This is a genomic window from Paraburkholderia sediminicola (genome assembly GCF_902859805.1).
GTDB lineage: Bacteria > Pseudomonadota > Gammaproteobacteria > Burkholderiales > Burkholderiaceae > Paraburkholderia > Paraburkholderia sediminicola.
Window position 1 is genome coordinate 1 of the sequence record NZ_CADIKC010000021.1, and the last position, 22073, is coordinate 22073.

General features: G+C 61.5%; 22 protein-coding genes. 8 read left to right on the plus strand and 14 right to left on the minus strand.

Translation table 11 applies throughout. The annotated features are described in order from the left end of the window. The first annotated feature begins 607 nt into the window (after positions 1-607). Positions 608-919: a hypothetical protein gene (locus R8871_RS37070; RefSeq protein WP_175054868.1), complete on the plus strand. Its 312-nt coding sequence runs from the start codon at positions 608-610 to the stop codon at positions 917-919. Between the two features lie 325 nt (positions 920-1244). Here R8871_RS37070 and R8871_RS37075 read toward each other — a convergent pair whose 3' ends face one another. The 5 genes from R8871_RS37075 to R8871_RS37095 all read right to left on the minus strand — a co-directional run bounded on the left by R8871_RS37075 (position 1245) and on the right by R8871_RS37095 (position 5566). Beyond that, positions 1245-2096, minus strand: a complete 852-nt coding sequence (locus R8871_RS37075; protein WP_175054869.1) for an ABC transporter ATP-binding protein — start codon at positions 2094-2096, stop codon at positions 1245-1247. After that, positions 2096-2839, minus strand: a complete 744-nt coding sequence (locus R8871_RS37080; RefSeq protein ID WP_175054870.1) for an ABC transporter permease — start codon at positions 2837-2839, stop codon at positions 2096-2098. The genes R8871_RS37075 and R8871_RS37080 overlap by 1 nt, the downstream gene beginning before the upstream one ends. Before the next feature lie 12 nt (positions 2840-2851). Then, positions 2852-3472: a VOC family protein gene (locus R8871_RS37085; protein WP_175054871.1), complete on the minus strand. Its 621-nt coding sequence runs from the start codon at positions 3470-3472 to the stop codon at positions 2852-2854. Between the two features lie 84 nt (positions 3473-3556). Then, positions 3557-4543, minus strand: a complete 987-nt coding sequence (locus tag R8871_RS37090; RefSeq protein WP_246288028.1) for an ABC transporter substrate-binding protein — start codon at positions 4541-4543, stop codon at positions 3557-3559. A gap of 102 nt (positions 4544-4645) precedes the next feature. Beyond that, entirely contained in the window at positions 4646-5566 is a 921-nt protein-coding gene (locus R8871_RS37095) for a fumarylacetoacetate hydrolase family protein (protein ID WP_175054873.1), read from the minus strand. A gap of 253 nt (positions 5567-5819) precedes the next feature. Between R8871_RS37095 and R8871_RS37100 the strand changes: the two genes are divergently transcribed. After that, positions 5820-6479 carry a GntR family transcriptional regulator gene (locus R8871_RS37100; protein WP_175054874.1) on the plus strand — a complete coding sequence of 220 codons (660 nt, stop codon included), beginning with the start codon at positions 5820-5822 and terminating at the stop codon, positions 6477-6479. Positions 6480-6535: 56 nt separating this feature from the next. Here the strand turns inward: R8871_RS37100 and R8871_RS37105 are convergent, their stop codons facing one another. Next, entirely contained in the window at positions 6536-7483 is a 948-nt protein-coding gene (locus tag R8871_RS37105; protein ID WP_175054875.1) for a dihydrodipicolinate synthase family protein, read from the minus strand. Positions 7484-7534: 51 nt separating this feature from the next. Further along, entirely contained in the window at positions 7535-8491 is a 957-nt protein-coding gene (locus tag R8871_RS37110) for an alpha/beta hydrolase (protein WP_175054876.1), read from the minus strand. A 217-nt stretch (positions 8492-8708) separates the two neighbouring features. On the opposite strand from R8871_RS37110, the gene R8871_RS37115 reads away from it, so the two are divergent. The 6 genes from R8871_RS37115 to R8871_RS38895 all read left to right on the plus strand — a co-directional run bounded on the left by R8871_RS37115 (position 8709) and on the right by R8871_RS38895 (position 14729). Continuing rightward, positions 8709-9137 carry a VOC family protein gene (locus R8871_RS37115; RefSeq protein WP_175054877.1) on the plus strand — a complete coding sequence of 143 codons (429 nt, stop codon included), beginning with the start codon at positions 8709-8711 and terminating at the stop codon, positions 9135-9137. Further along, complete coding sequence (locus R8871_RS37120) at positions 9134-10090, plus strand: 2-hydroxyacid dehydrogenase (RefSeq protein ID WP_175054878.1); 957 nt, start codon at positions 9134-9136, stop codon at positions 10088-10090. The genes R8871_RS37115 and R8871_RS37120 overlap by 4 nt, the downstream gene beginning before the upstream one ends. A gap of 130 nt (positions 10091-10220) precedes the next feature. Then, positions 10221-11246 (plus strand): porin, encoded by a 1026-nt coding sequence (locus tag R8871_RS37125; RefSeq protein WP_175054879.1) that lies wholly within the window; start codon positions 10221-10223, stop codon positions 11244-11246. Positions 11247-11450: 204 nt separating this feature from the next. Continuing rightward, positions 11451-12491 (plus strand): porin, encoded by a 1041-nt coding sequence (locus tag R8871_RS37130; RefSeq protein WP_175054880.1) that lies wholly within the window; start codon positions 11451-11453, stop codon positions 12489-12491. A gap of 19 nt (positions 12492-12510) precedes the next feature. Beyond that, on the plus strand, positions 12511-14304 hold the full coding sequence (locus R8871_RS37135; protein WP_175054881.1) for an LVIVD repeat-containing protein: 1794 nt from the start codon (positions 12511-12513) through the stop codon (positions 14302-14304). A 110-nt stretch (positions 14305-14414) separates the two neighbouring features. Further along, positions 14415-14729 carry a c-type cytochrome gene (locus R8871_RS38895; RefSeq protein ID WP_175054882.1) on the plus strand — a complete coding sequence of 105 codons (315 nt, stop codon included), beginning with the start codon at positions 14415-14417 and terminating at the stop codon, positions 14727-14729. Positions 14730-15385: 656 nt separating this feature from the next. On the opposite strand, the gene R8871_RS37145 is transcribed toward R8871_RS38895, so the two are convergent. The 7 genes from R8871_RS37145 to dmpG all read right to left on the minus strand — a co-directional run bounded on the left by R8871_RS37145 (position 15386) and on the right by dmpG (position 22069). Next, complete coding sequence (locus R8871_RS37145; RefSeq protein WP_175054883.1) at positions 15386-16786, minus strand: amino acid permease; 1401 nt, start codon at positions 16784-16786, stop codon at positions 15386-15388. A 160-nt stretch (positions 16787-16946) separates the two neighbouring features. Continuing rightward, the gene (kynU, locus tag R8871_RS37150; protein WP_175054884.1) at positions 16947-18176 is read right to left on the minus strand and encodes a kynureninase; all 1230 of its coding nucleotides are present in this window, start codon (positions 18174-18176) and stop codon (positions 16947-16949) included. Between the two features lie 56 nt (positions 18177-18232). Continuing rightward, positions 18233-19255 (minus strand): amidohydrolase family protein, encoded by a 1023-nt coding sequence (locus R8871_RS37155; protein WP_175054885.1) that lies wholly within the window; start codon positions 19253-19255, stop codon positions 18233-18235. 15 nt (positions 19256-19270) lie between these two features. Next, entirely contained in the window at positions 19271-19795 is a 525-nt protein-coding gene (locus R8871_RS37160; RefSeq protein WP_175054886.1) for a 3-hydroxyanthranilate 3,4-dioxygenase, read from the minus strand. A 32-nt stretch (positions 19796-19827) separates the two neighbouring features. Further along, positions 19828-20259 carry a RidA family protein gene (locus R8871_RS37165; RefSeq protein WP_175054887.1) on the minus strand — a complete coding sequence of 144 codons (432 nt, stop codon included), beginning with the start codon at positions 20257-20259 and terminating at the stop codon, positions 19828-19830. Further along, on the minus strand, positions 20256-21029 hold the full coding sequence (locus R8871_RS37170; RefSeq protein ID WP_175054888.1) for a 2-keto-4-pentenoate hydratase: 774 nt from the start codon (positions 21027-21029) through the stop codon (positions 20256-20258). The genes R8871_RS37165 and R8871_RS37170 overlap by 4 nt, the downstream gene beginning before the upstream one ends. After that, on the minus strand, positions 21026-22069 hold the full coding sequence (gene dmpG, locus R8871_RS37175; protein WP_175054889.1) for a 4-hydroxy-2-oxovalerate aldolase: 1044 nt from the start codon (positions 22067-22069) through the stop codon (positions 21026-21028). Before dmpG ends, R8871_RS37170 begins: the two co-directional genes overlap by 4 nt. Between the last annotated feature and the right edge of the window lie 4 nt (positions 22070-22073).

Consider the following 22073-nt stretch of genomic DNA (forward strand, 5'->3'; position numbering starts at 1 on the left):
CGACCGCATCTTCCTTGAACTGCTTCGAGAATTCCCGTCTTCCCATCTGACACCTCTCTGTCCGGGTATAAGTCTACCTTTTGAGGTGTCCAGGATTATTAGGCCACTACAGCACCTACTTTTCTTTGCTTGCCGCAAAGAAAAGTAGGCAAAAGAAAGCGGCTCAAACCGCTAATGCTAAGTGGGCGCCGCTGTCTGCTACGGGTAGTGGTGCGACTGGAATCCGTGCTCTCGCACATTCCGCGCTAGTGACAAAGGTGTCATCCGCTCCCACTCCGCACTGCGTGCGTCGCGGACGGGTATGCAGGGGAAACCACGGCTTCGGTTGAGGTTTGTGGGGGCCGTCGGCTTCGCCTCGGCGACGCGCTCCTCCACTCACCCGGGAACCCCCACCTCAAATGATTTGTCGGTCTCGGTCTCGGTCTCGGTCTCGGTCTCGGTCTCGGTCTCGGTCTCGGTCTCGGTCTCGGTCTCGGTCTCGGTCTCGGTCTCGGTCTCAGCTGTAGTGGCGGCGGCTGTGGCTGTGGCTGTGGCTGTGGCTGTGGCTGTGGCTGTGGCTGTGGCTGTGGCTGTGGCTGTGGCTGTGGCTGTGGCTGTGGCTGTGGCTGTGGCTGTGGCTGTGGCTGTGGTGGCTGTGGTGGCTGTGGTGGCTGTGGTGGCTGTGGTGGCTGTGGTGGCGGTGGCGGTGGCGGTGGCGGTGGCGGTGGCGGTGGCGGTGGCGGTGGTGGCGGTGGTGGCGGTGGTGGCGGTGGTGGTGGCGGTGGTGGCGGTGGTGGCGGTGGCGGCGGTGGCGGCTGTGGCGGCTGTGGCGGCTGTGGCGGCTGTGGCGGCTGTGGCGGCTGTGGCGATGGTGGCGGTGGCGGCGGCGGAGCAAAGACGAGCCACGGCCCGCTGGCGCGGGGTGAGCGTCAAAACGTAGCGGGTGGTTTTAAGAAGTACTCTTCGGCGCGCGCAGCGCCGCCGGAAGTATGACGCCCTTGTCACTGGCGTACGCACACGCACGAACACAGATTCCAGATGCACCACTACCCCATGCAAACCACGGACCCCACTTAGCATTAGCGGTTTAAGCTGCTTTCTTTTGCCTACTTTTCTTTGCAGCCGGCAAAGAAAAGTAGGTGCCCCCCCGCACAGGGGGAACGCTAATAGACCACTAACAAAACAAGGAAAGGCACCAAACCAAGAACAAGGAAAACCCAAAGCCCCAAGAACACTGACAAACAAGCGCTGCAAAAGGCAAAACCCTAAAACACCCCCATTAACCTGGAAAGCTCCAAAACATACTCCCCATAAAGGGGATCACTCTTAACGTGATCAGCCCCCCGAGGCCGCGGCAACTCAATCTTCAGATCGTGAACAACCTTCCCAGGCCGCTCCGACATCACCAACACCCGATCCGACAAAAACACCGCCTCATGAATGCTGTGCGTAACCAGCAAAACAGTCAGCGTGCTCCGCTGCCAGATCCGCAAAAGCTCGACATTCAACCGGTCCCGCGTCAACGCATCCAACGCCCCAAACGGCTCATCCATCAGCATCACTCGCGGTTCGAGCAGCAGAATCTGCCCGATCGCGGCACGCTGCCTCATGCCGCCCGACAACTCATGCGGATACCGGTCGGCGAACGCCGTCAATCCCAAGGTCTCCAGCAACGCGGGAAGCCGCTCCTCCACCTGCGCCCGCGGCACATTGCGCAACTTCGCGCCTAAGCGGATATTCGCCCCGACCGACAGCCAGGGCAGCATATTGCTCGTCTGAAACACCACGCCAATATCCGGCACCGGTGCGGAAATCGGCTCGGTGCCCAGCAGAATCCGCCCGCCGTCGCACGGCGCCAGACCCGCCACCATCCGCAGCAAGGTGCTCTTGCCACAACCGCTCGGCCCCAGGATCGAGACGAACTCGCCCTGACGAATCTGCAGCGACACATCATCGAGCGCGCTGAACGCCCCCGCCCCACCCCGTGCGGCAAATCGCTTGCCGACTTTCTCGACGGAAATCAGCGCGGGCGCCGCTTCGTCGCCATGCAACGGATGAACCTGTGCGCCGGTTGCCGCGGCGCGCTGCACTATACGCAACTTGTCGACCAATGCCATCAGACCGTCACTCCTCTCCACCACACGCCGCGCGAAACCAGTTCGACGGTCCAGTAAAACAGCATCGCCAGCACGGTCACCATCAGGATCGCAGCGAACGACAACGACGTCTGTGCATTCGATGTCGCGAACACAATCAGATGCCCCAGCCCCGACTCTGACCCAATGAACTCGCCGACAATCGCGCCAATCACGGCCAACGGCATGGCGATCTTCAATCCGTCGACCAGCGCGGGCAACGCAGCAGGCAAGCGTAAATACCAGAAGGTCTTGGCCTGCGAAGCGCCGAGCGCACGAAAATGCTCATCCAGATTGCGCGGCACACCGGCGAGGCCGCCCATCGTAGCGATCACGATCGGGAAGAACGCGAACAGCACGGCCGCGGCCAGCTTCGATGCAAACCCATAACCGAACCACACGATCAGCAACGGTGCGAGCGCGATCTTCGGCATGCTCTGCAATGCGGTGACAAGCGGAAACAGCGTGCGCCGCGCAATGCCCGACATGCTCGCGAGCAAGCCGATCGCCAGACCGCCGATCAGCGCCAGCGCAAACCCGGCGAACACTTCCCACGCGGTCGCCAACGTATCGGACAGCAACTGTCCGCGCATTTCCCATCCGGCCGCAAAGACCTGCGACAACGCCGGCAGCACATATTCACGCGTGCCCGTCCAACGCACGCCGAATTCCCAGATCAAGCCAATCACGATCCAGAACGAGACGGTTTCGATCAATCGCTTCATGAGGGTTCCGAATTATTCGTGATCGGACGGATCGGCTTTCGCTGAATCCCGACCCAGGGACTGCGCCGTTGACTGACCCGTTCCTTGTGCTGCTGTCTGGGCCGATTTTTGCGCGACCAGATGCGGTGGCGGCGGCACCACGAAGCGCTCGAAGCGGTACTGGTCGAACGATTCGATCGTGCGCTCCCACACCTGCGGCTCGTGCGCGTCGCGCTCGCCGATCTGTGTCATCTCGCAGTACACCTCGACGTTGTTGCCGTCCGGGTCCTTGAAAACGAGGAACAGATTGTTGCCCGGACCATGCCGGCCTATGCCGCGCACGATCTCGACGCCATGCTCCTGCAGCACCTTCACCGAGCGCTCCATCTCCTCGTAGCTGTCGATCAGATACGAAAAGTGCTCGAGACCGGGGCGCGAGTAACGCGGCAAGTCGTTGAAGTCGGCGGAATCTTTCGGCAATTGCGCGAGCGCAAGATCGTGGTGATCGCTGCCGGCACGCAGAAACACCATCTGGTCGCCGATCCAGTCCGATACTTTGAGGCCCAGTACGTCGGTATAAAACTGTGCGGACTTCTGGATATCCCGCACCATCAGTACCATGTGTCCAAGCCGCTTCGGACGCAAACTGTTCATTGCCTGTCTCCAATGTGCCCACGCTTCGCGCGGGCTGGTTGGAGCGAGCCCATCGTCTAACCGATGCGCCGCTCCCGAACGGATTTACTCGACGAACCGATTCGTATAGAGATCGGTGGCCTTCACCTTCGCGCCGGTGCCGAACGCACGCGACACGAACGCAGCAGTGGCATCCATGCGCGCGGGACGCAGCCAACCGGTTTTGTGCTGAGTGGGATCGTCGGCGATCAGGCCGTTGGTCTCGACGATCTGCTGCAACAGGATTGCCTTGTCGAGCACCGGATAGAGTCCGCCAATCGCATCCGCGGCTTCCTGTGGATGCTCCCGCATCAGCGCATACCCGCGATACGTCGCGGCGACAAACCGCTTGACCACATCGGGATGCTGCGCGACGAAGGTATCAGTGGTGACGATGCCGTTACCCATCATATCCAGCCCGAAATCCCGGTAGTAGACCTTGCCAAGTTGCTGGCCTGCCCGCTTCGCCAATGCGGCTTGCACAGGCAGGCTCGCGCCTTCCCAGCACTCGGACAGGTCGATGCGCTTTTGCAGCAGCGCGGTATTGATCACGGCCGGGTCGAGGCGCACGGTTTTGATCGCGTCCGGCGCCATGCCGTTCTGCTTGAGCCACGCGGGCATGATGTTCTGCACCGGCGATGCGCCACCGCCGCCAAGCGTCATGCCCGAGAGATCCTTCAGCGTATTCACCTTGAAGCCGGGCCGCTCGAGATAGCACATCGCGCCGGGCCAGCGCGTATTGATCGCGCCGACCATCACCGCATGGCCGCCATGCGCGCGGTTCAGCATCACGCTCACGGGGTCGCCATAGCCGAACTCGAACAGGCCCTCATCCACTTCATTGACGGTGCGTTGACCGCCATATCCGCGCATCACGCTGACGTCGAGCCCTGCGTCGCGGTAGTAGCCCTTCGCCTGCGCGAGCAGGATGCCACCGGTGCTGCCCTGCGGCAGCCACGCCAGATTGACGCGCACCGTATCGGCCGCATGGGCGCTCGTGACAAGCGCCCATGCGGTCAATGCAAACGCGCTCACCACAGCCCGCCGCTTCATTGGCTGAACCAGCCGTCGTACCGCGCGCCGTACCCGCTGCAACATGTCGTGTTCCCCGTCTATGAGTGGAGTGAGTGGATCGCGCGGCGAGCGTGCTGGCGCTCAGCCGGCGACCAGCGGATTCTCGATCGAACCGATCCCGTCGATCGATGCGACCATCACGTCGCCTGCCTTCAGATAAATGCCGCGCCCCATGCCGACGCCGGTCGGCGTGCCTGTCGCGATCAGATCGCCAGGTTGCAGCGTGAGAATCGTCGACAAATATTCGATCTGCTCGGCGATGTTGAAAATCATCTCGGACGTATTGCCGTCCTGCATCATTTCGCCGTTCACCGCGAGACGCATGCGCAGATTCTGCGGCTCGGCGATGCACGCGCGCGGCACGAACCAGGGGCCGAGCGGACCAAAGGTATCGAAACTCTTGCCGCGAAACCAGTCGTGTTTGAACGGATAGTCGGTGCGGCGATTCAGGTCTCGCGCGCTAACGTCGTTGAGAATCGTGTAGCCGGCGATGTACTCGTAGGCGTCTTCTTTGGCGATGTGGCGGCCGGTCCTGCCGATCACCACGGCCAGTTCCACTTCCCAATCCACCCGTTGCGCGTGCGGCGGAATCACCACGTCGGCGAGGGTCGGCACAACGCTCGTTTCCGCTTTCATGAACATGTACGGCGTGCTTTCTTCGCGCGGCGCCAACTCGGTCCCCATCTCCCGGGCGTGTTCGTAGTAGTTCGACGCCGCCGCGAAAATGCGCCGCGGCTGGTACGGCACGCACAGCGTGTGGCCGGCGAGCGGCGCGATGTCGAGCGTGCCCGCCTCGATCGCCCGCGCAGCGGCTTCGAGGCGTTCAACGGTCGCCGCGCTGCCGGTCTCCCAGGCAGCGATCAGCGTGCCGACATCGGCGAGCGGCGCCGCTGAAGCGGTTTGCCTCAACGCCGCCTGTGCGTCGTAAAGCGTGCCGCCGACCGCCAGGCCGGTGGCCGTCCGGCCATTCAATTGATAAGTTGCGATACCAAACCAGGTCACGTGTTGCCTCGCTTTTTGTGTTTGTAGGGTGCTAGTTAGCTGCTGCCGAGGGTTCAATATTTCGTATACATTAGGTAATCTGTGTATTTTTATTGAAATCATCGTATACACCAATCGGGGTGCGAACACGTTCGCGCGTACACTGCATGGGCCTGCAGAGGCCGGATATGCGCGGTGGCGATTGAGGCGGTTGGGCCGCTGGCGCATAATGGGGCCGCTTGCTCACGGTATCGCTCAACCCACGACCATCACGATGACGACGCTCTCCTCCAAGATCTACCGCCTGCTGTGCGACGAGATCATCGACGGCACGCTCGAACCGGGCCAAAAGCTCGAAGAAGCGGCACTCGCTGAACGCTTCAACGCCTCCCGCACGCCGATCCGCGAAGCGCTGCGCGAACTCGCCGCGCGCGGCCTCGTCGAACTGACGCCGCGCAAGGGCGTGGTGGTCGCGCAGTTCAGCATCGACGAACTGGCCGACATGCTCGAAGCGATGTGCGAACTCGAAGCGCTGTGCTGCCGCTTGAGCGCGCAGCGTATGAGCCTCGTCGAGAAGAAGCAGCTCGAAGAACTGCAAACCGAAATGAACGCCGCGATCGCGCGCGGCGATGAAACGGAGTACTTCCAGCTCAATCGCGAATTCCACGAACTGATCTGCAAGGGCGCGCAAAGCAAATCGCTGGCGTCGATCATGTCCGTTCAGCGGCAGCGCCTGGCGGGCTTTCGCGCAGCGCAGCCGGCTTCGCCGTCGCGCTTCGAAGCGGCTACCGACGAGCATCGCGAGATCGTCTCCGCGATCCTCAACTCCGAACCGGAACGTGCGTACAACGCGATGCGCGACCATACGGCGCGGCTGTCGATCGTCGTGCTCGGCCGGCTCAAGCGCCAGCGCACCGAGCGCGAGAGCGCCTGAGCCTCTGGGCGGCACCAGTCCATGCTGGCGCTGCGCCGGCTGCGCTCGCTCCATGCTCACGCCGCCACCGCCGCAAGCGATGCCATCGACGGCATCGAAAAATCCAATGCCTGCAGTTGCTGCAACAGTGCACCGGACTGCGCCGGATTCATTGGCGTGAGCGGCGCACGCACGCGCGTCCAGCTGGAATCTTTAGCGAAGTGCGCGACGATGCTTTTCAACGCGGGGATCATCGGCTGCGCCTGCACAGCCAGACGAACCGTCGCGACCTTGCCCTCCCACTCCGCCCTCTCTTCCAGCGTCACCGCATTCAGCAGGCTGGCAATCGCGCGAGGTTGAATATTCGCCGTTGCCGAAATGCAACCGGCCGCGCCCAGCGGCAGCGCCTTGCCGAGCAAAGCCTCGGAAGCGGGGAACACTGCGAAGCCGGGAAACTTCTCCAGCATCGCGGCGGTATTGGCCCAATCGCCCGAACTGTCCTTGATGCCCACCACCGTGTGCGGATACACCGCAATCAGCCGCTCAATCAGTGCGTGCGTGATCGGCACGCCGGTGAACTGGGGGATGTGATACAGCAGCACGCGCAACTGATCCGAGCCGACGGCCTGAATCACGTCGGAGTAGTACGCGAACAGTCCGTCGTCGCTAACACCTTTGTAGAAGAATGGCGGCAGCATCAATGCGCCGGCGCAACCGGCTTCGGTGGCGTGACGGGTCAATGCAATCGCATCGGGCAACGCGCATGCGCCGGTGCCCGGCAACATCTGCGCGGGGTCGATGCCGGCTTCGAGTACGTGATCCAGCAACGCGTGGCGTTCGGCAAGACTCAACGAATTGGCTTCGCTATTCGTGCCGAACAGCGCGAGCCCGGCACCCTGCCCGACCAGCCACTGACAGAACGCCACGAAACGCGGCGCATCGACATCGAGGCCGGCAGTAAATGGCGTAACGACCGGCGCGAACACGCGCGGTTTTGCAAAGACAGATGGAAGGCTGACGGACATGCGGATCTCCTGATTGACTGGACGGCTAGGCGTGGAGGCTGTCGTGGACAATCACGCGCTGAAAAAGCCGAGCATCGCGTCGCCTAACAACGTCTCGCCCGAATCGAAATGCGCGACGACCGATGTGTGGTTGTGCCCCAGCATCTGCACGAAGCGCGGTGCGCGTTTGAGCGCCGCGCCACCGGCGTGTTGACGCGCCTGCAGCACGCGCTCGAAGAACGCCGCGCCATAGGCGTCCAGATAAGGGTTCTCGTATTCGGCGACGACCACCATCAGCGGTGTGTCGAAATGCGCCGCATGGGTCAGGGGCGAGCGCGCGGCGTAGCGTGTTTCGTCCGCGCCAAAATAGGCGCGCACGCCTGCTGCGTTCGGGTTATCGGGAAGCACGTCGGCTACGAGCCGTGCGCTGATCAGTACGGCACCGGCAACCGCCGGAGCGCTGTCGCGCAACCCGGCCAATAACGGATCGCAAAGATACGTGGCGACATGTGCGCCGCCCGCCGAATGGCCGACCAGAAAAATCCTCCGCGGATTCCCGCCGAATTCGGCGACATGTTTCAGTGCCCACGTGAAAGCGGCGGCGACGTCCTCTGCGCCAGCGGGGTACGGCGCTTCAGGCGCAAGCCGGTACTCGACGTTCAGCGCGACGCAGCCCTGCCGCGCAAACCAGCGCGACACGTTGTCGTAAATGAGGCCGTTAAAGCTCTTGCTGCCGCGCAAAAATGCGCCACCGTGGACAAACAGCACGACATCGGCGCTGCCCTTCTCCCGCGTTTGCGCCGAAGCAAACACGTCCAGACGCTGCCGCTCATGGTCGCCGTACGCTATCTCGCGCGCCACCTCGAACGACTCGCCCTCATCTCTCGCAGCAGCCACCAAGGGCGAATACGCGTCGATCACCAGATCGCGATGCGTATTGATATCGCGCCCCCACACCGGCCCAATCTGCGCAAAGCGCTGCCTGAGCGTGGCGGAAAGACTGCCCAACGGTTCCTGCGAGGTGTGCATTGGTGGTCCTCATACAGTGCGGCGAATCGGCGCTTACGACGGCGACCGGCGTATGAAGACCATTCTGGTATATCAAATCGTTTTTGTGTATACATTTGTTATACGTAGTATACCTGGTGAAGTTGCGGACACACTTGATTCACAGTCACGACAACCCTTCCTTCGCCGACGGGCGATTCACCCCTATGACAACCCAGGCACACCTCAAGGACATCTTATGGACAAGCTCCGCCACATCGCGCTCTCGGTCGACGATCCCGAGGCCGCCGCGCAATTCTTCGAGCAGGCATTCGGCATGCGTCGCGCGGGTAACGCGATGCGCGGCATCTATATGACAGACGGCACGATGAATGTGGCGCTCCTCAACTTCAAGGACGAGACCGTCCCCGGTTATGCGGGCCTGAAAGACGTGCGTGGCGTGATCCACTTCGGCATGTGGGTGGACAGCGTCGAAGACACCGCGGCGCGCGTGGTCGCGGCGGGCGGCACATATCTGACGGGACGCCACGAGAAAGACCCGAACGTGTTCTACGAAGTGAAGTACCGCATGCCCGACGGCACCGTGTTCGATATCACCGAAAACGGCTGGAAAGGCGCTGTGAAGGAAGTCGCGCCCGCCGCGCACACGGCTGATCCACAATCATGAGCGCGGTGCTGGGCGGCAAACATGTGCTGGCGCTGATCGCGCTGCCCGACGCGACGCTCGATGCGCTGCGGCGCGACTACACGCTTCACTATCATCCCGACGGTTGGAGCGAGACGCTGCCCGCCGGCGTTGATCCAGTGAACGTGCGCGCGGTAGTAACCAACGGTTCGACCGGGTTGTCCGACTCGCAGATGGCCGCGCTGCCCGCGCTCGAGATCGTCAGCGCGTTCGGTGCGGGCTACGAGAACGTCGACGTGGCCGCCGCCACGCGACGCGGCATTGTGGTGACGCATGCGCCGGGTGCGAACGCGGCGACCGTCGCCGATCACGCCATCGGCCTGATGCTCGCGCTCGCGCGCGGCTATGCGCCGCTCACCGAGGCGGTGCGTGTCGGCCGTTGGCGCAGTTCGCGCGCCGAACGGCCCACGCTGACCGGCGCGCGCCTTGGCCTGGTCGGCATGGGACGTATCGGGAGACTGATCGCATCGCGCGCGCAGGGCTTCGATATGACGCTCGGCTATCACGCACGGCGTCCGCATGTCGATGCGCCTGGCCGCTACTACGCGAACCTCATCGAACTGGCCGCTGCCAGCGACTTCCTCGTGATCGCCTGCAACGGCGGCGCCGCGACCAGGCATCTGGTTAGCAGCGAGGTGCTGAAGGCCCTGGGGCCGAACGGCTTCGTGGTAAACGTCGCGCGCGGCTCCGTGCTCGACACGCAAGCGTTGATCGACGCCCTCGCTGACGCTGCGATCGCCGGCGCGGGACTCGACGTGATCGAAGACGAACCCGAGGTGCCTCGTGCGCTGCTCGATCATCCCGACGTGCTCGTCACACCGCACATCGCGGGCCGCTCGCCCGCTTCGTTGATCGCGCAACGAGACGCGTTGCTCGCCAGTCTGTCCCAGCACTTCGCGCACGCACTGATCGAATTCGCAGTGCCCTCTGCCTGAAACGTGGCGGCTCCGCGCCGCCACCTGACGCTTCGTCGCTGTCTCGCTGCCGTCCCGCTGCCGTCCCGCCGATGCCTTGCTAGTTGCAGGGCTGTTCTCTCGTTGTCCCAGCTGCACAAGAGGATCCGCCATGAACGTTCGATCGTTGAGCGCGCTCGCGCTCAGTTGCGCCGCCGCATGGGAACTCGCGTCCCACGGTGTTAAAGCGCAAACGTCTGTCACGCTATATGGGCTCGTCGGGCTCGATATCGCCAGCACCAAACGCAGTAACGGGCCGCCCGCCGCCATCGCCCAACAGAGCCCGGGGTTGACGGCGCCTTACTGGGGCATCCGCGTCAACGAAGAGCTCGGCGCCGGCTATCGCGCGATCGCCGTACTCGAGAGCTTCTTTCAGCCGACCAACGGCGGAATCGGCCGCACCGCCGCCGACCCGTTCTGGGGACGCAATTCATACGCCGGTATCGCCGGGCCGTTCGGACGCGTGACCCTCGGACGGCACACCAACCTGCTCTATCTCGCCGAACAGGCGGTCAATCCGTTTCAGGCGTCGATCCTGTTCTCGCCGCTCGTCATGCAGACATTCACCGCACCTTACGGCGGTGCGATGACCGGCGACACCGTCTGGAACAACGGCATCCAGTACACCAGCCCCAATCTGAACGGACTGACCGGCACTGCGGTCTATGCGCCCGGCGGTTTCGCGGGCTCGGACAGCACGTACAACGCCGCGCTATCGACACTCTATGCAGGCGGTTCGCTCACTGCTGTCGCGACCGTACAACGCACACGCGTGGTCGCCGGTGTGGCGTCGCCGACACAGAACGCGTACATCGTCGGCGCCGCCTACGATTTTTCGCTCTTCAAGCTGTATGGCGCGCTGCAAGGCCTGCGCACCGATTCGACCCATATCGGTGCGCACACCTATGAAGCGGGTCTCTCGGTACCGCTGAGCTCGCAACTCACCGCGCTGGCGGAATGGGCGTACACGCGCCGCAGCGCGCCGAAAAATGCCGTCACCGGTCGCAATACCGGCTCCGCGGGCCTCGACTACTTTCTGTCGAAGCGCACGGATCTGTACCTGCTCACTGTCTACGACAGGCTCTCCGGCTATGGCACTGCGATGACCTATGCAACCGGAATCCGGCATCTGTTTTGACGCGCGATGCCATCAGGGTCAACCCGCTATAACTAAACCGCTGTTTTGTATAAAAAAATAAAGCTCGGAATCCAAATTTTGCCGTGGGTATAATTTTTACCAGTTTGTGTATACACGACAGAAAAAGGACGTAACCGCGGCTGTCGCGCGCGACGACAGCACTCTCTACCACACGAAAAGAACAACGATCTGTTTGGAGATTGAATGAAAAAGAAAGCACTCGTGTCAGGCGCCGTCATGCTCGCATGCGCCGGGGCACACGCTCAGTCGAGCGTCTGGCTGTCGGGTTATGTCGACCTGAACATCGAACATCTGATTTCTTCCGGCTCCGGCGGCAACGTGACCCGCATGTCGAGCGGCGGCCTGAACAACTCGCGTTTCAACCTGAGCGGCGTCGAAGATCTCGGCGGCGGCAACAAGGCCGTGTTCGCCGTCGAGCCGATGTTCTCCGCGAATACCGGCGTGCAGTCGACGCAGTTCCGCCAGTCGTTCGTGGGCCTGAAAGGCAACTGGGGTGAAGTGACGATGGGCCGGCAGTTCACGCCCTCGTACTGGATTGCGGGCTACGCCGATCCGAGCTGGGCGGCCGATTTCAGTATGGTCAACAACATGGAGTTCTTCTACGCGTCGTACCGCGTGGATAACGCGATCCAGTACAAGACGCCGACGTTCTACGGCTTCACCGGCCGGATCATGGCGACGACCGGCGTAGGCGACAGTACTCGTGCGGGGCGTTTCCTGAGCACCAGTATCGATTACCGGCACGGGCCGATCTTTCTCGGCGCGGTGAGCGAGTTGCAGTACACGCGCGACATCTTCAAGTCGTCGCAGATCCATTCATCGCGAGACAATTATTTCTCTGCCGTCTACAAGTTCGGCGGTTTCGAACCGACGCTGATCTATCACACGTACAACGGCTACTACGCGTACCCGCCCTACGTCGCGTTCAATTCGCGCGGCTGGGATGTACAGGTCGGCGCGCGCTGGAATATCGACGGGCGCAACCGCCTGTACGCGAGCGTCGTGCATCGTCACGACGACAACAACACGAGCATTTCCAGCGCCACCGGCGGTGTGATCGGCTACCTCTACGGTTTGTCGAAACGGACGGACCTGTATGCGACTTTCGCACACGTAACGCATCAGCACGATGTACCCATCCCCTATCCGGTCACGTTCCAGGTGTATCCGAACGGTGGACAGAATCCGAGCGGCTTCCAGTTCGGGATTCGTCACGCGTTCTAATATAAAAAGGAGGAAGCCAATGCTTCGCAAACGCAATCTGCAATCCACTCTCGCAACAGGCGTCCTGTTGACCTTCGTATCCGCGGCGGCTTGTGCGGCTACGGAAGCCACGCCGGCCGCAGCGGCATCGGACAGCGCGGCCTCTGCTTCGCAAGCGACGCCCGGCACGCCAAACGCGAGAGACGCCTACCTCGCCCAGTGGCTGCGCCTCACGCCCGAGCGTCGGCCTGCCCCGCTCAAGCCGGGCGTCGACTACGGCATGGACCCGGCAACGGGCCAGTTCGTGTGGCCGAAAGCCACCCCTGAAGTACATCAGGGCCAGCACTTCCCCGGTGAAATGACCACGTGGGACAAGAAGAGCTATGCCAAAGACGTCAAGGTTCTGGCCTTCTATCCCCTCGTCGATTCGCCCTTTCACGCCTGGAATAATATTGCCGACTTCGACGGACGCCGTTACCTCTATATCCATGATCGCGACTATCTGCGGATCATGGACGTCACCGATCCCGCCAACGGCAAGGTCGTGTTTTCGCAGGGCGGCACGTGGGGACCGAAGGGACCGACCGAGAAGTTCGACCCGAACAATGTGCATGACTATCTCGGCGGCGCCACCATCGTGTGGAGCAAAAAGCTCGGCAAGCCGGTGCTGGTCGCCTCGTTTGAAATCGGCCGCTACGGCCTGATGACCGACAAGAGCGAGCAGCCTGACAAGGTCGAAGCACAGCGGCACTACAACTCGCTCAAGGGCTTCAAGGTCTTCGAAATGGACGGCCCGTTGCCGAGCCAATGGAAGCTGATCGCCACGCGCACGACCGACTACAAGCATCCTGATGCGCCGATCGGCCAGCAGCAGGGTTCAGGCTCGCTCGATGCGCCTGAATATTACGGTGGCAAGTACATGATCCTGTCGGCCGCGCCGGACGACAGCTACGCTCTGACTGAATACCCGAACTACCTGTATTCACCGGGTTATCAGGTCTGGGATATGTCCGATCCCGCTGATCCGAAGTTTGTTTCGCAGATCTCGGTGCCGGGGCAAAAACTCGGCAACGAAGCCGACGAACAGGCTTATCTGACGAACCCGCGCGCCGGCAACCGCACCTCGTGGATGGGTTCGCGTATTCCCATCTTCCTGCCGAAGCCTTTGGAACAAGGCGGCAAGATTGGTTTCGGCGCGATGGGCGGCCTGGGACTTTATTCGTTCGACCTGTCCAATCCGGCGAAACCGAAAGTGCTCGGCAATGTGAATACGGCGCCAAGCTTTGCCGGCACCGAGTACGACAATGCCGACGTCAGCCAGTACGAGCGCACGGGTTTCGTGCTGACGAGCGGGTATCCGATGAACCGCGATTGCTACGAGCCGTACAAAGACATTTTCGTCGTCGATGCGCGCGATCCGTCGCATCTGAAGGTCGCGGGCAAGCTGCCGCAGCCGACACCGCCTGAAGGCGCGCCGTTCACGAGTTTCTGTCAGCGTGGCGGCAACTTTGGTCCGAAACGTTCGAACGCGATTGGTCAGCCTGGTGGCTCGCGTCAGGGTGTGATTCCGTATTCGTTCTACAACGCCGGCGTGCAGATTTTCGACGTGCGCAATCCTGAAAAGCCGACGATTGCCGGGTATTTCGTGCCGGCGCTGGCCGACGAGAGCGAACTGCCGAGTTATACGCTCGGCAAGGGCGTGCTGGCGATTTATACCGAGTACGACCGAAACATCATTTGGGCCTTTACGGAGAATGGTGCGTATGCGTTGTCGACGCCGCTGCTGGGCAAGCCGGTGATTGGCGCTCCGGCCAAGCCGTGGCCGCCGCGGTAAGGTAGTTTGGTTTCCTCATTCTTCATGTTGGTTTGTTGAGCGCTTTGCCCTGCCGGCGGCTTTCGCCGGTGGGGTTTTTTGTTTTTTTACGGGGTGACATTGTGAGAGGGATGGTTCTGGTTGCTGCGCTGGCTGGCGTGTTGTGTGGGAGTTCTTTCGCTGCGGCGCCGGGGAGCGGCGGTTCTGTCTCTGCTAGCGAGCAGACTTGCCGCGCTTGTCATTCGATTGATACGACCAAGGTCGGGCCGTCGTTTCGGGCTATCGCCGAGCGGTATCGAGGGGATTCGGATGCGGTCGCGAAGCTTAAGAAGAGTATGTTGGAGGGGAGTTCCGGGAAGTGGAATACCGGGGCTCAGATGCCGCCTAATGCTATTTCGGCCGCTGACGCGGAGAGGTTTGCTGGGTGGATTTTGGGGGTTAAATGAGGGGTTGGGGGCGGTTCCTTGATCTGGGTTTGGGGCGGTTCCTTGTTCTGGCTTTGGTGCCTTTCCTTGCTTTGTTAGTGGTCTATTAGTGTTGCCCCTGTGCGGGGCGGCACCTACTTTTCTTTGCTTGCCGCAAAGAAAAGTAGGCAAAAGAAAGCGGCTCAAACCGCTAATGCTAAGTGGGCACCGTGGTCTGCTACGGATAGTGGTGCGACTGGAATCCGTGCTCTCGCGCATTCCGCGCTAGTGACAAAGGACTCATCCGCTCCCACTCCGCACTGCGTGCGTCGCGGACGGGTCTGCGTGGGAAACCGCCGGCTTCGGTTGTGGGCCGTGGGCATTAAAACGCAGCGATTGGTTTTATGAGCGGCTCTTCGGCGCGCGCAGCGCCGCCGGAAGTATGACGCCCTTGTCACTGGCGTATGCCGGGGCACGAACCCAGATTCCAGATGCACCACTACCTGTAGCGGACCACGGGTCCCGCTTAGCATTAGCGGTTTAAGCTGCTTTCTCTTGCCTACTTCTCTTTGCAGCCGGCAAAGAGAAGTAGGTGCCGCCCCGCACAGGGGCAACGCTAATAGACCACTAACAAAGCAAGGAAAGGCCAAAACCCTAAGAACACAGACAAACAAGCGCCGCAAAAGGCAAAAAACAAATCACATCACCTCAACACCCCCCACGTCCCCCACCCTCCCCCGATACCAAACAAAATAAACAACCAGCAACGCGACAACAAACGGCACACCAATCACCAAAGTCATCCGAAATTCCCGAGTAAACCACGTGGTGACAAGCGCACTCACCATCAGCCCTGCGCCAAGCAGAGAAGTCACCGGAAACCCCCACATCCTGAACGCCAGCGGCACACCCTTATGCCGATGGCGAAAAAAGAAGTGCGTAACAAAAATCATCAGCCACGTGAACATAGCCCCAAACATGGAAACCGACATCATCAACACAAACGAAGCATCCGGATAAACCACATTCAGCACAGCGGCCAACGCAATGCCAATCGTCGAAAGCCACAATGCGGCAACCGGCACCCCCTTGCGATTCAAAGCCCCCAGGCGCCGCGGCGCATACCCCGCGCGAGACAAACTGAACATCATCCGCGTCGTGATATAGAGCTGGCTATTCATCGCCGACAACGCAGCCACCAGAATCACGAAATTAATCACACCCGCCGCGCCCGGCACATGCGTCGCCGCCATCACCCGCACAAACGGACTCTCATCCGTACCCGCTGCATTCCACGGCACGATCGCCAGCATCAACGCCAACGTCAGCAAATAAAAGAACACCAACCGGAACATCGTCGCGCGAAATGCCCGCGTGATTGCCTTCTGCGGATCGCGTGCCTCGCCCGCCGCCACCGCAATCATCTCGATGCTCAGATAGCTGAAAATCGACACGATCACCGCCACCCACATGCCCCATACGCCCTTCGGAAAGAAACCATCGTGTGACGTGTAATTGGCAAAGCCGATTCCCGAACCCGACGGCGCGCCGAACACCACATAGGCGCCAAGCAGGATGAAACCGACAATCGCCACGATCTTCAACATCGAAAACACATACTCGACCGCGCCGAACACCTTTACGCTCACCGAGTTAATGCCGATCAGCGCCGCAGAAAATCCCACAATCCAGTACCAGCCGGGCACGGCTGGAAACCAGTACCTCATGTACACGGCAATCGCCGTCACCTCGGTGCCGACCGCAAATACAATCGACGACCAGTACGCGTAGCGCACCAGAAATCCCGCCCACGGCGCGATGTAGTGCTCGGCGTACGCGCCGAACGATCCCGACGTGGGATGCGCCACGGTCATCTCGGCGAGGCATCCCATCAAAAGCAGCGCAATCAACGCGCCAATCGCGTAACTGACCAGCACGCTCGGACCGGCAAAGCCGATGGCGAATCCGCTGCCGAGAAACAGGCCCGTGCCGATCGCGCCGCCAATCGCAATCATCGATAACTGCCCCGTCGATAATCCACGATGCAACCCCTTCTCACGTTCGACAATCGTGTCGAAGCCTCGCTGTTCCTGCGTCATCTTTGTGTCTCCTCCTGGGATACGGTTGCGTGTATGGACGCAACCGCCGGTGCCGCGCTGTCGTATTACTTGTATTACTTGTATTGCTCGACTCGCGGCGCTTGTCTGTTCACTGGGTTGTCGTCGAGTTCACGTCGAGTTCACGTACTCACGTCACCGCTCATGTGACTGATTTCCGGGCTTTGAATTCCTCGGTATTCCATGCATCAGTCGAGATGATGTCCTTGAGTTGGGCGATGGTGTCCCAGATGTCAACGTAGCGCACGTACAGCGGCGCAAAACCGAAGCGCAGAATGTCCGGTGCGCGGAAGTCGCCGATCACATTGCGCGCAATCAACGCCTGCATGATCGCGTAGCCTTGCGCGTGGCCAAGCGAGACCTGGCTGCCGCGTTGCTCGGCGTCGCGCGGCGAAGCGAGCATGCACCCGAGACCTTTCAGCTCCTGATCGGTCAGCTCGATAAACACATTGCCGAGCGCGACGCTCTTGTCGCGCAGCACATCGAGATCGACGCCGTCGAATGCTTCCAGCGCGCTCTCCAGCGCAATCACGCCGAGTTGCGGTGCGGTGCCGGTCAACATGCGGTCGATGCCCGGATGCGGCGCGTAGTCGTGGGTAAGATCGAACGGCTTCGAATGGCCGTGCCAACCCGTCAGCGGTTGACGCACCGCTTCGATATGGCGCGACGCGACGAACACGAAAGCCGGTGCGCCCGGGCCACCATTCAGATACTTGTAGCCGCAACCCACCGCGAAATCAGCGCCGCTGCGGTTCAGGCTCACGGGCATCGCGCCCGCCGAGTGGCACAGGTCCCACACGATCAACGCGCCGGCCTCATGCGCCTGGCGCGTCACCGCTTCCATGTCGTAGCGTTTGCCGGTTTTGTAGTTGACGTGCGTGAGCGACACGATTGCCACGGTATCGTCGATCGCCGCGACGATGTCGTCCGGATCGACACAACGCAGCTCGCAACCCGTCATCTCGGCGACGCTCGAGGCGATATACACGTCTGTCGGAAAATTGGTTCGCTCGGCAAGGATCACGTTGCGACCGGGGCGCATGCGCGTGGCCGCAACCAGCACCTTGAACAGATTCACCGAGGTCGAGTCGGCGACGATCACTTCGTCCAGTCCCGCACCAATCAGCCTGGCGATCTTGTTGCCGGTGCGCTGCGGCGCCGGATACCAGTCGGCGTCATTCCACGAACGGATCAAACCGTGCGCCCATTCCTGCTTGAGGGCGCGTTCGATACGCGCAGGCACATTGGCAGGCATCGCGCCCAGCGAGTTGCCGTCGAGGTAAATCGTGTCGGCGGGCAGATCGAAGCGCGCGCGGCAGTGGGCCAAGGTGTCGGCAGCGTCGAGTGCGGCGCAGTGTTCCCGGGTGATCATCTGGCTAATTCCCTTTTTGTTCTGATTGCAATTGCAAAGTCTGTAGCGTGGTTTGCCTAGGCGGCGTGCGCCACTGGTGTGGGCAAATCGAAAAAGCGCTGAGCGTTGGCGCCGAGGATCTTCGCCTTGGCCGTGTTGCTCAGTTGCGGGTGGTGTGCGACCAGGTCGCCGATCTTCTGCTCGCCAAGCGGAAACGGATAGTCGGAGCCGAGCAGCACGTGGTCTTCGCCCATCGTTTCGACCAGCAGGCGCAACGCCCCCTGGTCGAACACCGCGCTGTCCACGTAAAAGCGCTCGAGATACGACACCGGCGGATTGGGACAGTCTTCGCGCACTATGTCGCGTTGTTCCCACGCGTTTTGCACACGGCCAAGGAGGAAGGCGAAGCTGCCGCCGCCATGCGCGAAGCACAGTTTCAGCGACTTCGGAATCCGCTCGAAGGCGCCCGACAGAATCAGCGACACCATGCTCAATTGCGTTTCGGCCGGCATCGCGACGAGCCACGGCAGCATCCATTTCTTCATGCGGCCGTCGGTCATCATGTCCCACGGATGCACGAGCACCGGAATACCGTCGTTCGCACAGTGCGTGAGAAACGTCACGAGGTGTTCGTCGTCGAGATCGCGCGGGCCGAGGTGATTGCCGATCTGCACGCCGCGATGTCCCGCACGGTGAGCGCGCGTCGCCTCGCGGCACGCCAGCTCGATGTCCTGCAGCGGCACTTGCGCCAACGCCATCAGACGGTGCGGCGCATACGCGCACAGTTCGAGGGCGCGGTCGTTCATCCGCGCGGCCCAGTCGTGTGCGGCGGCTGCGTCGTTGCGATAGCCGAACATCACGGGTGTCGCGCACATCAACTGGATATCGACGCCGAGCGCGTCCATTTCGGCAATACGTGTGGCCGGATCCCACAGTGCGCGATACACCGGACGAAAGCTCTTCTCGCCGGTCATGATCATGCCGTGCTCGCCGTCCGCGTCGATCCTGAGCCACGGCGCGTGTTCCGCGTCGAGGCGCGCGGCCTCTTCCCGCGCGACGGGCGGGAAGAAGTGGGAATGCATGTCGATTCGAAGTGTCATCGTGATTCTGCTTGTTTAGACGGCGCGGCCGGGATGGACATGTCCGCAATGCGCACAGCGGCGTTTCTCTTCCGAGGCATAGAACGCGTCGAAAAGCGGTGGCAGATCGCTAACGATGCTTTCCAGTTGCACCTCGACGCGGTAGACGAGATGCCCGCAGCCATCGCAATACCATTCGAAGCCATCCACCACGCCTTGCGGGCGTTGCCGCTCGATCACGAGGCAGGCGCTGCCGGTTTCCGGCCGTTGCGGCGAATGGCGCACATGCGGCGGCATCAGAAACACGTCCCCTTCCTTCAGATCGACGCGTTCACGCTTGCCGTCGATCCATAGATACAGATACGCGTTGCCGCGCAACTGATAGAAGAATTCTTCGAACGGATCGTCGTGGTAATCGGTGCGGTGGTTCGGGCCACCCACCACCGTGACAATGAAATCGCTGTCCTGCCACACCTGTTGATTGCCGACAGGCGGCTTTAGCAGATGCGCATGTTCGTCGATCCAGCGCTGGAAATTGAACGGTTTGCCGTACGTAAGCATGGCTGTCTCTATCGTTAGTTTTCTATGCGTGTCTATTTTTTCGGTGCGTATGCAATCGCCTTCATCTCGATCAGCAGATGCGGATGAGGCAATTGATGCACGGCGACCGTCGTACGCGTCGGGCCGGTTTCGTCGAAGTACTCGCCGTACACGGTGTTATAGCCGCCGAAGTCGTTCATGTTGACGAGAAACGACGAGATCTCGACGAGGTTCGACAGGTCCGCGCCTTCACTCTGAAGAATATCGCGAATGTTCTCGATCACCACACGTGTTTGCTCGCGAATGTCGAGTTGCACGGTGCCGAATTCGTCGGCGGAGGCGCCTGCGATCGTATTGCCCGGACGACGCGAACTCGTGCCGGAGACGAACAGGAAGTCGCCCGCTCGCGTCACGTGCGGAAAGCGGCCACGCGGTTTGGCCTTGCCGGGCACGACGCGCCCTTGAATGTTCGGTTCGTTGGTCATGAGAGTCGATAGGTAGTGAATTCGGTGCTGCCGAGGCCGTTGATGACGCAATGCACGTGCGCATCGACGGGCAGTGGATGAGCCGCCGTGGCGGCGCCGGCCATGATCAGCGAACCGGCCGGCAAAACCAGGCCGCTCTGCGCAATCAAGCGCGAGGCTTGCACGATCGAGCGCAACGGATCGCCGAGAATCGCCGCAGTTGAACCGGCCTGGACGATGCGGCCGTCGAGTCGCATCGTCACGCCCGCGTTGCGAAGACCGTCGAAGCGTTTAGTCCACGGGCCGATCACCAGCCCTGCCGACGAACAGTTGTCGGCCACCACATCCTCGAGCGTGAATTTGAAATCGCGGTAGCGCGAATCGATGATTTCCATCGCCGGGGCCACTGCTTCCAGATAGCGCGACGCTTCAAGCATGGTCAACGGACGGTCGATCTCGCGGCTCGTCAGAAAGCAGACTTCCGGCTCGACACGCGGATGAATGAAGCGATCGAGCGCAACGCGCCCGCCGTCTTCGTCGAGCATCGCATCGGTCAGCCAGCCCCAGATCAGGCTGTCGACGCCCATCTGGATCATCTTCGCGCGGCTCGTAAAACCGAGCTTCACGCCGATCATGCTTTCACCGCGATGGATGCGCCGCTCGATCGACGCGCGCTGAATCACATAGGCGTCATCCAGCGAAAACGGCGTGGAGGCGGTGAGTTGCGCGATCGGTTCGGCGTGGCGCGCGGCGGCGTCAATACGTTCGGCCTGAGCGTCGAGGTCGATCATGCGGCCTCCTTCTGCGCGAGGTCGCGCGCCTTGAGCATATCCAGTGCGACGTCGACGATCATGTCTTCCTGGCCGCCCACCATGCGGCGCTTGCCGAGCTCGACCATGATGTCGAAGGCAGAAAGTCCGTATTTCCCTGCGGCTGCTTCCGTATGGCGGAGGAAGCTGGAATACACGCCGGCATAACCCAACGCGAGCGTTTCGCGATCCACGCGCACCGGCCGCTCCTGCAACGGACGCACGATGTCTTCCGCGGCGTCGATCAACTTCTTCACGTCGCAACCGTGATTGAGCTTCATCCGGTCTACCGCGGCGATGAACACTTCGAGCGGTGCATTGCCCGCGCCTGCCCCCATACCGGTCAGCGATGCATCGATGCGGTCGCAACCATGTTCGAGCGCGATCACGGAATTCGCCACACCCAGCGACAGATTGTGATGCGCGTGCATACCCGTTTGCGTCGCGGGATCGAGCACAGCCTTGAACGCATCGAAACGCTCGGCGACGTCGCGCATATTCAGCGCGCCGCCGGAATCGACCACATACACGCATTGCGCGCCGTAGCTCTCCATCAGCCTGGCCTGCTTCGCCAATGCATCCGGCGTGGTCATGTGCGACATCATCAGGAAGCCGACCGTATCCATGCCGAGCGAGCGCGCGTATTCGATGTGCTGCTTCGAAATATCCGCTTCGGTGCAATGCGTGGCGATCCGCACGATCCGCGCACCGGCGTCGTAGGCTGCCCGCAGATCGTGGACGGTGCCGATGCCGGGCAGCAATAGCGTGGCCACTTGCGCACGCTTCACCGTACTCGCCACCGCTTCGATCCATTCGAGATCGGTGTGTGCGCCGAAACCATAGTTGAAGCTCGACCCCGCCAGACCATCGCCGTGGGCAACTTCGATACTGTCGACCCCCGCTTCATCGAGTGCTTGCGCGATCGCTACCGCGTCGTCCAACGAGTACTGATGGCGGATCGCGTGCATGCCGTCGCGCAGCGTCACGTCCGACACGTAGATTTTCTTGTTGCTATCGGTCATTGCG

Coding starts and splice junctions, on each gene's coding strand:
- R8871_RS37160 (WP_175054886.1), bottom strand. CDS start 19,795: ATGCTTACGTACGGCAAACCGTTCAATTTCCAGCGCTGGATCGACGAA.
- R8871_RS37100 (WP_175054874.1), top strand. CDS start 5,820: ATGACGACGCTCTCCTCCAAGATCTACCGCCTGCTGTGCGACGAGATC.
- R8871_RS37135 (WP_175054881.1), top strand. CDS start 12,511: ATGCTTCGCAAACGCAATCTGCAATCCACTCTCGCAACAGGCGTCCTG.
- R8871_RS37165 (WP_175054887.1), bottom strand. CDS start 20,259: ATGACCAACGAACCGAACATTCAAGGGCGCGTCGTGCCCGGCAAGGCC.
- R8871_RS37130 (WP_175054880.1), top strand. CDS start 11,451: ATGAAAAAGAAAGCACTCGTGTCAGGCGCCGTCATGCTCGCATGCGCC.
- R8871_RS38895 (WP_175054882.1), top strand. CDS start 14,415: ATGGTTCTGGTTGCTGCGCTGGCTGGCGTGTTGTGTGGGAGTTCTTTC.
- R8871_RS37170 (WP_175054888.1), bottom strand. CDS start 21,029: ATGATCGACCTCGACGCTCAGGCCGAACGTATTGACGCCGCCGCGCGC.
- R8871_RS37125 (WP_175054879.1), top strand. CDS start 10,221: ATGAACGTTCGATCGTTGAGCGCGCTCGCGCTCAGTTGCGCCGCCGCA.
- R8871_RS37085 (WP_175054871.1), bottom strand. CDS start 3,472: ATGAACAGTTTGCGTCCGAAGCGGCTTGGACACATGGTACTGATGGTG.
- R8871_RS37120 (WP_175054878.1), top strand. CDS start 9,134: ATGAGCGCGGTGCTGGGCGGCAAACATGTGCTGGCGCTGATCGCGCTG.
- R8871_RS37090 (WP_246288028.1), bottom strand. CDS start 4,543: ATGAAGCGGCGGGCTGTGGTGAGCGCGTTTGCATTGACCGCATGGGCG.
- R8871_RS37105 (WP_175054875.1), bottom strand. CDS start 7,483: ATGTCCGTCAGCCTTCCATCTGTCTTTGCAAAACCGCGCGTGTTCGCG.
- R8871_RS37115 (WP_175054877.1), top strand. CDS start 8,709: ATGGACAAGCTCCGCCACATCGCGCTCTCGGTCGACGATCCCGAGGCC.
- R8871_RS37075 (WP_175054869.1), bottom strand. CDS start 2,096: ATGGCATTGGTCGACAAGTTGCGTATAGTGCAGCGCGCCGCGGCAACC.
- R8871_RS37155 (WP_175054885.1), bottom strand. CDS start 19,255: ATGACACTTCGAATCGACATGCATTCCCACTTCTTCCCGCCCGTCGCG.
- dmpG (WP_175054889.1), bottom strand. CDS start 22,069: ATGACCGATAGCAACAAGAAAATCTACGTGTCGGACGTGACGCTGCGC.
- R8871_RS37145 (WP_175054883.1), bottom strand. CDS start 16,786: ATGACGCAGGAACAGCGAGGCTTCGACACGATTGTCGAACGTGAGAAG.
- R8871_RS37080 (WP_175054870.1), bottom strand. CDS start 2,839: ATGAAGCGATTGATCGAAACCGTCTCGTTCTGGATCGTGATTGGCTTG.
- kynU (WP_175054884.1), bottom strand. CDS start 18,176: ATGATCACCCGGGAACACTGCGCCGCACTCGACGCTGCCGACACCTTG.
- R8871_RS37110 (WP_175054876.1), bottom strand. CDS start 8,491: ATGCACACCTCGCAGGAACCGTTGGGCAGTCTTTCCGCCACGCTCAGG.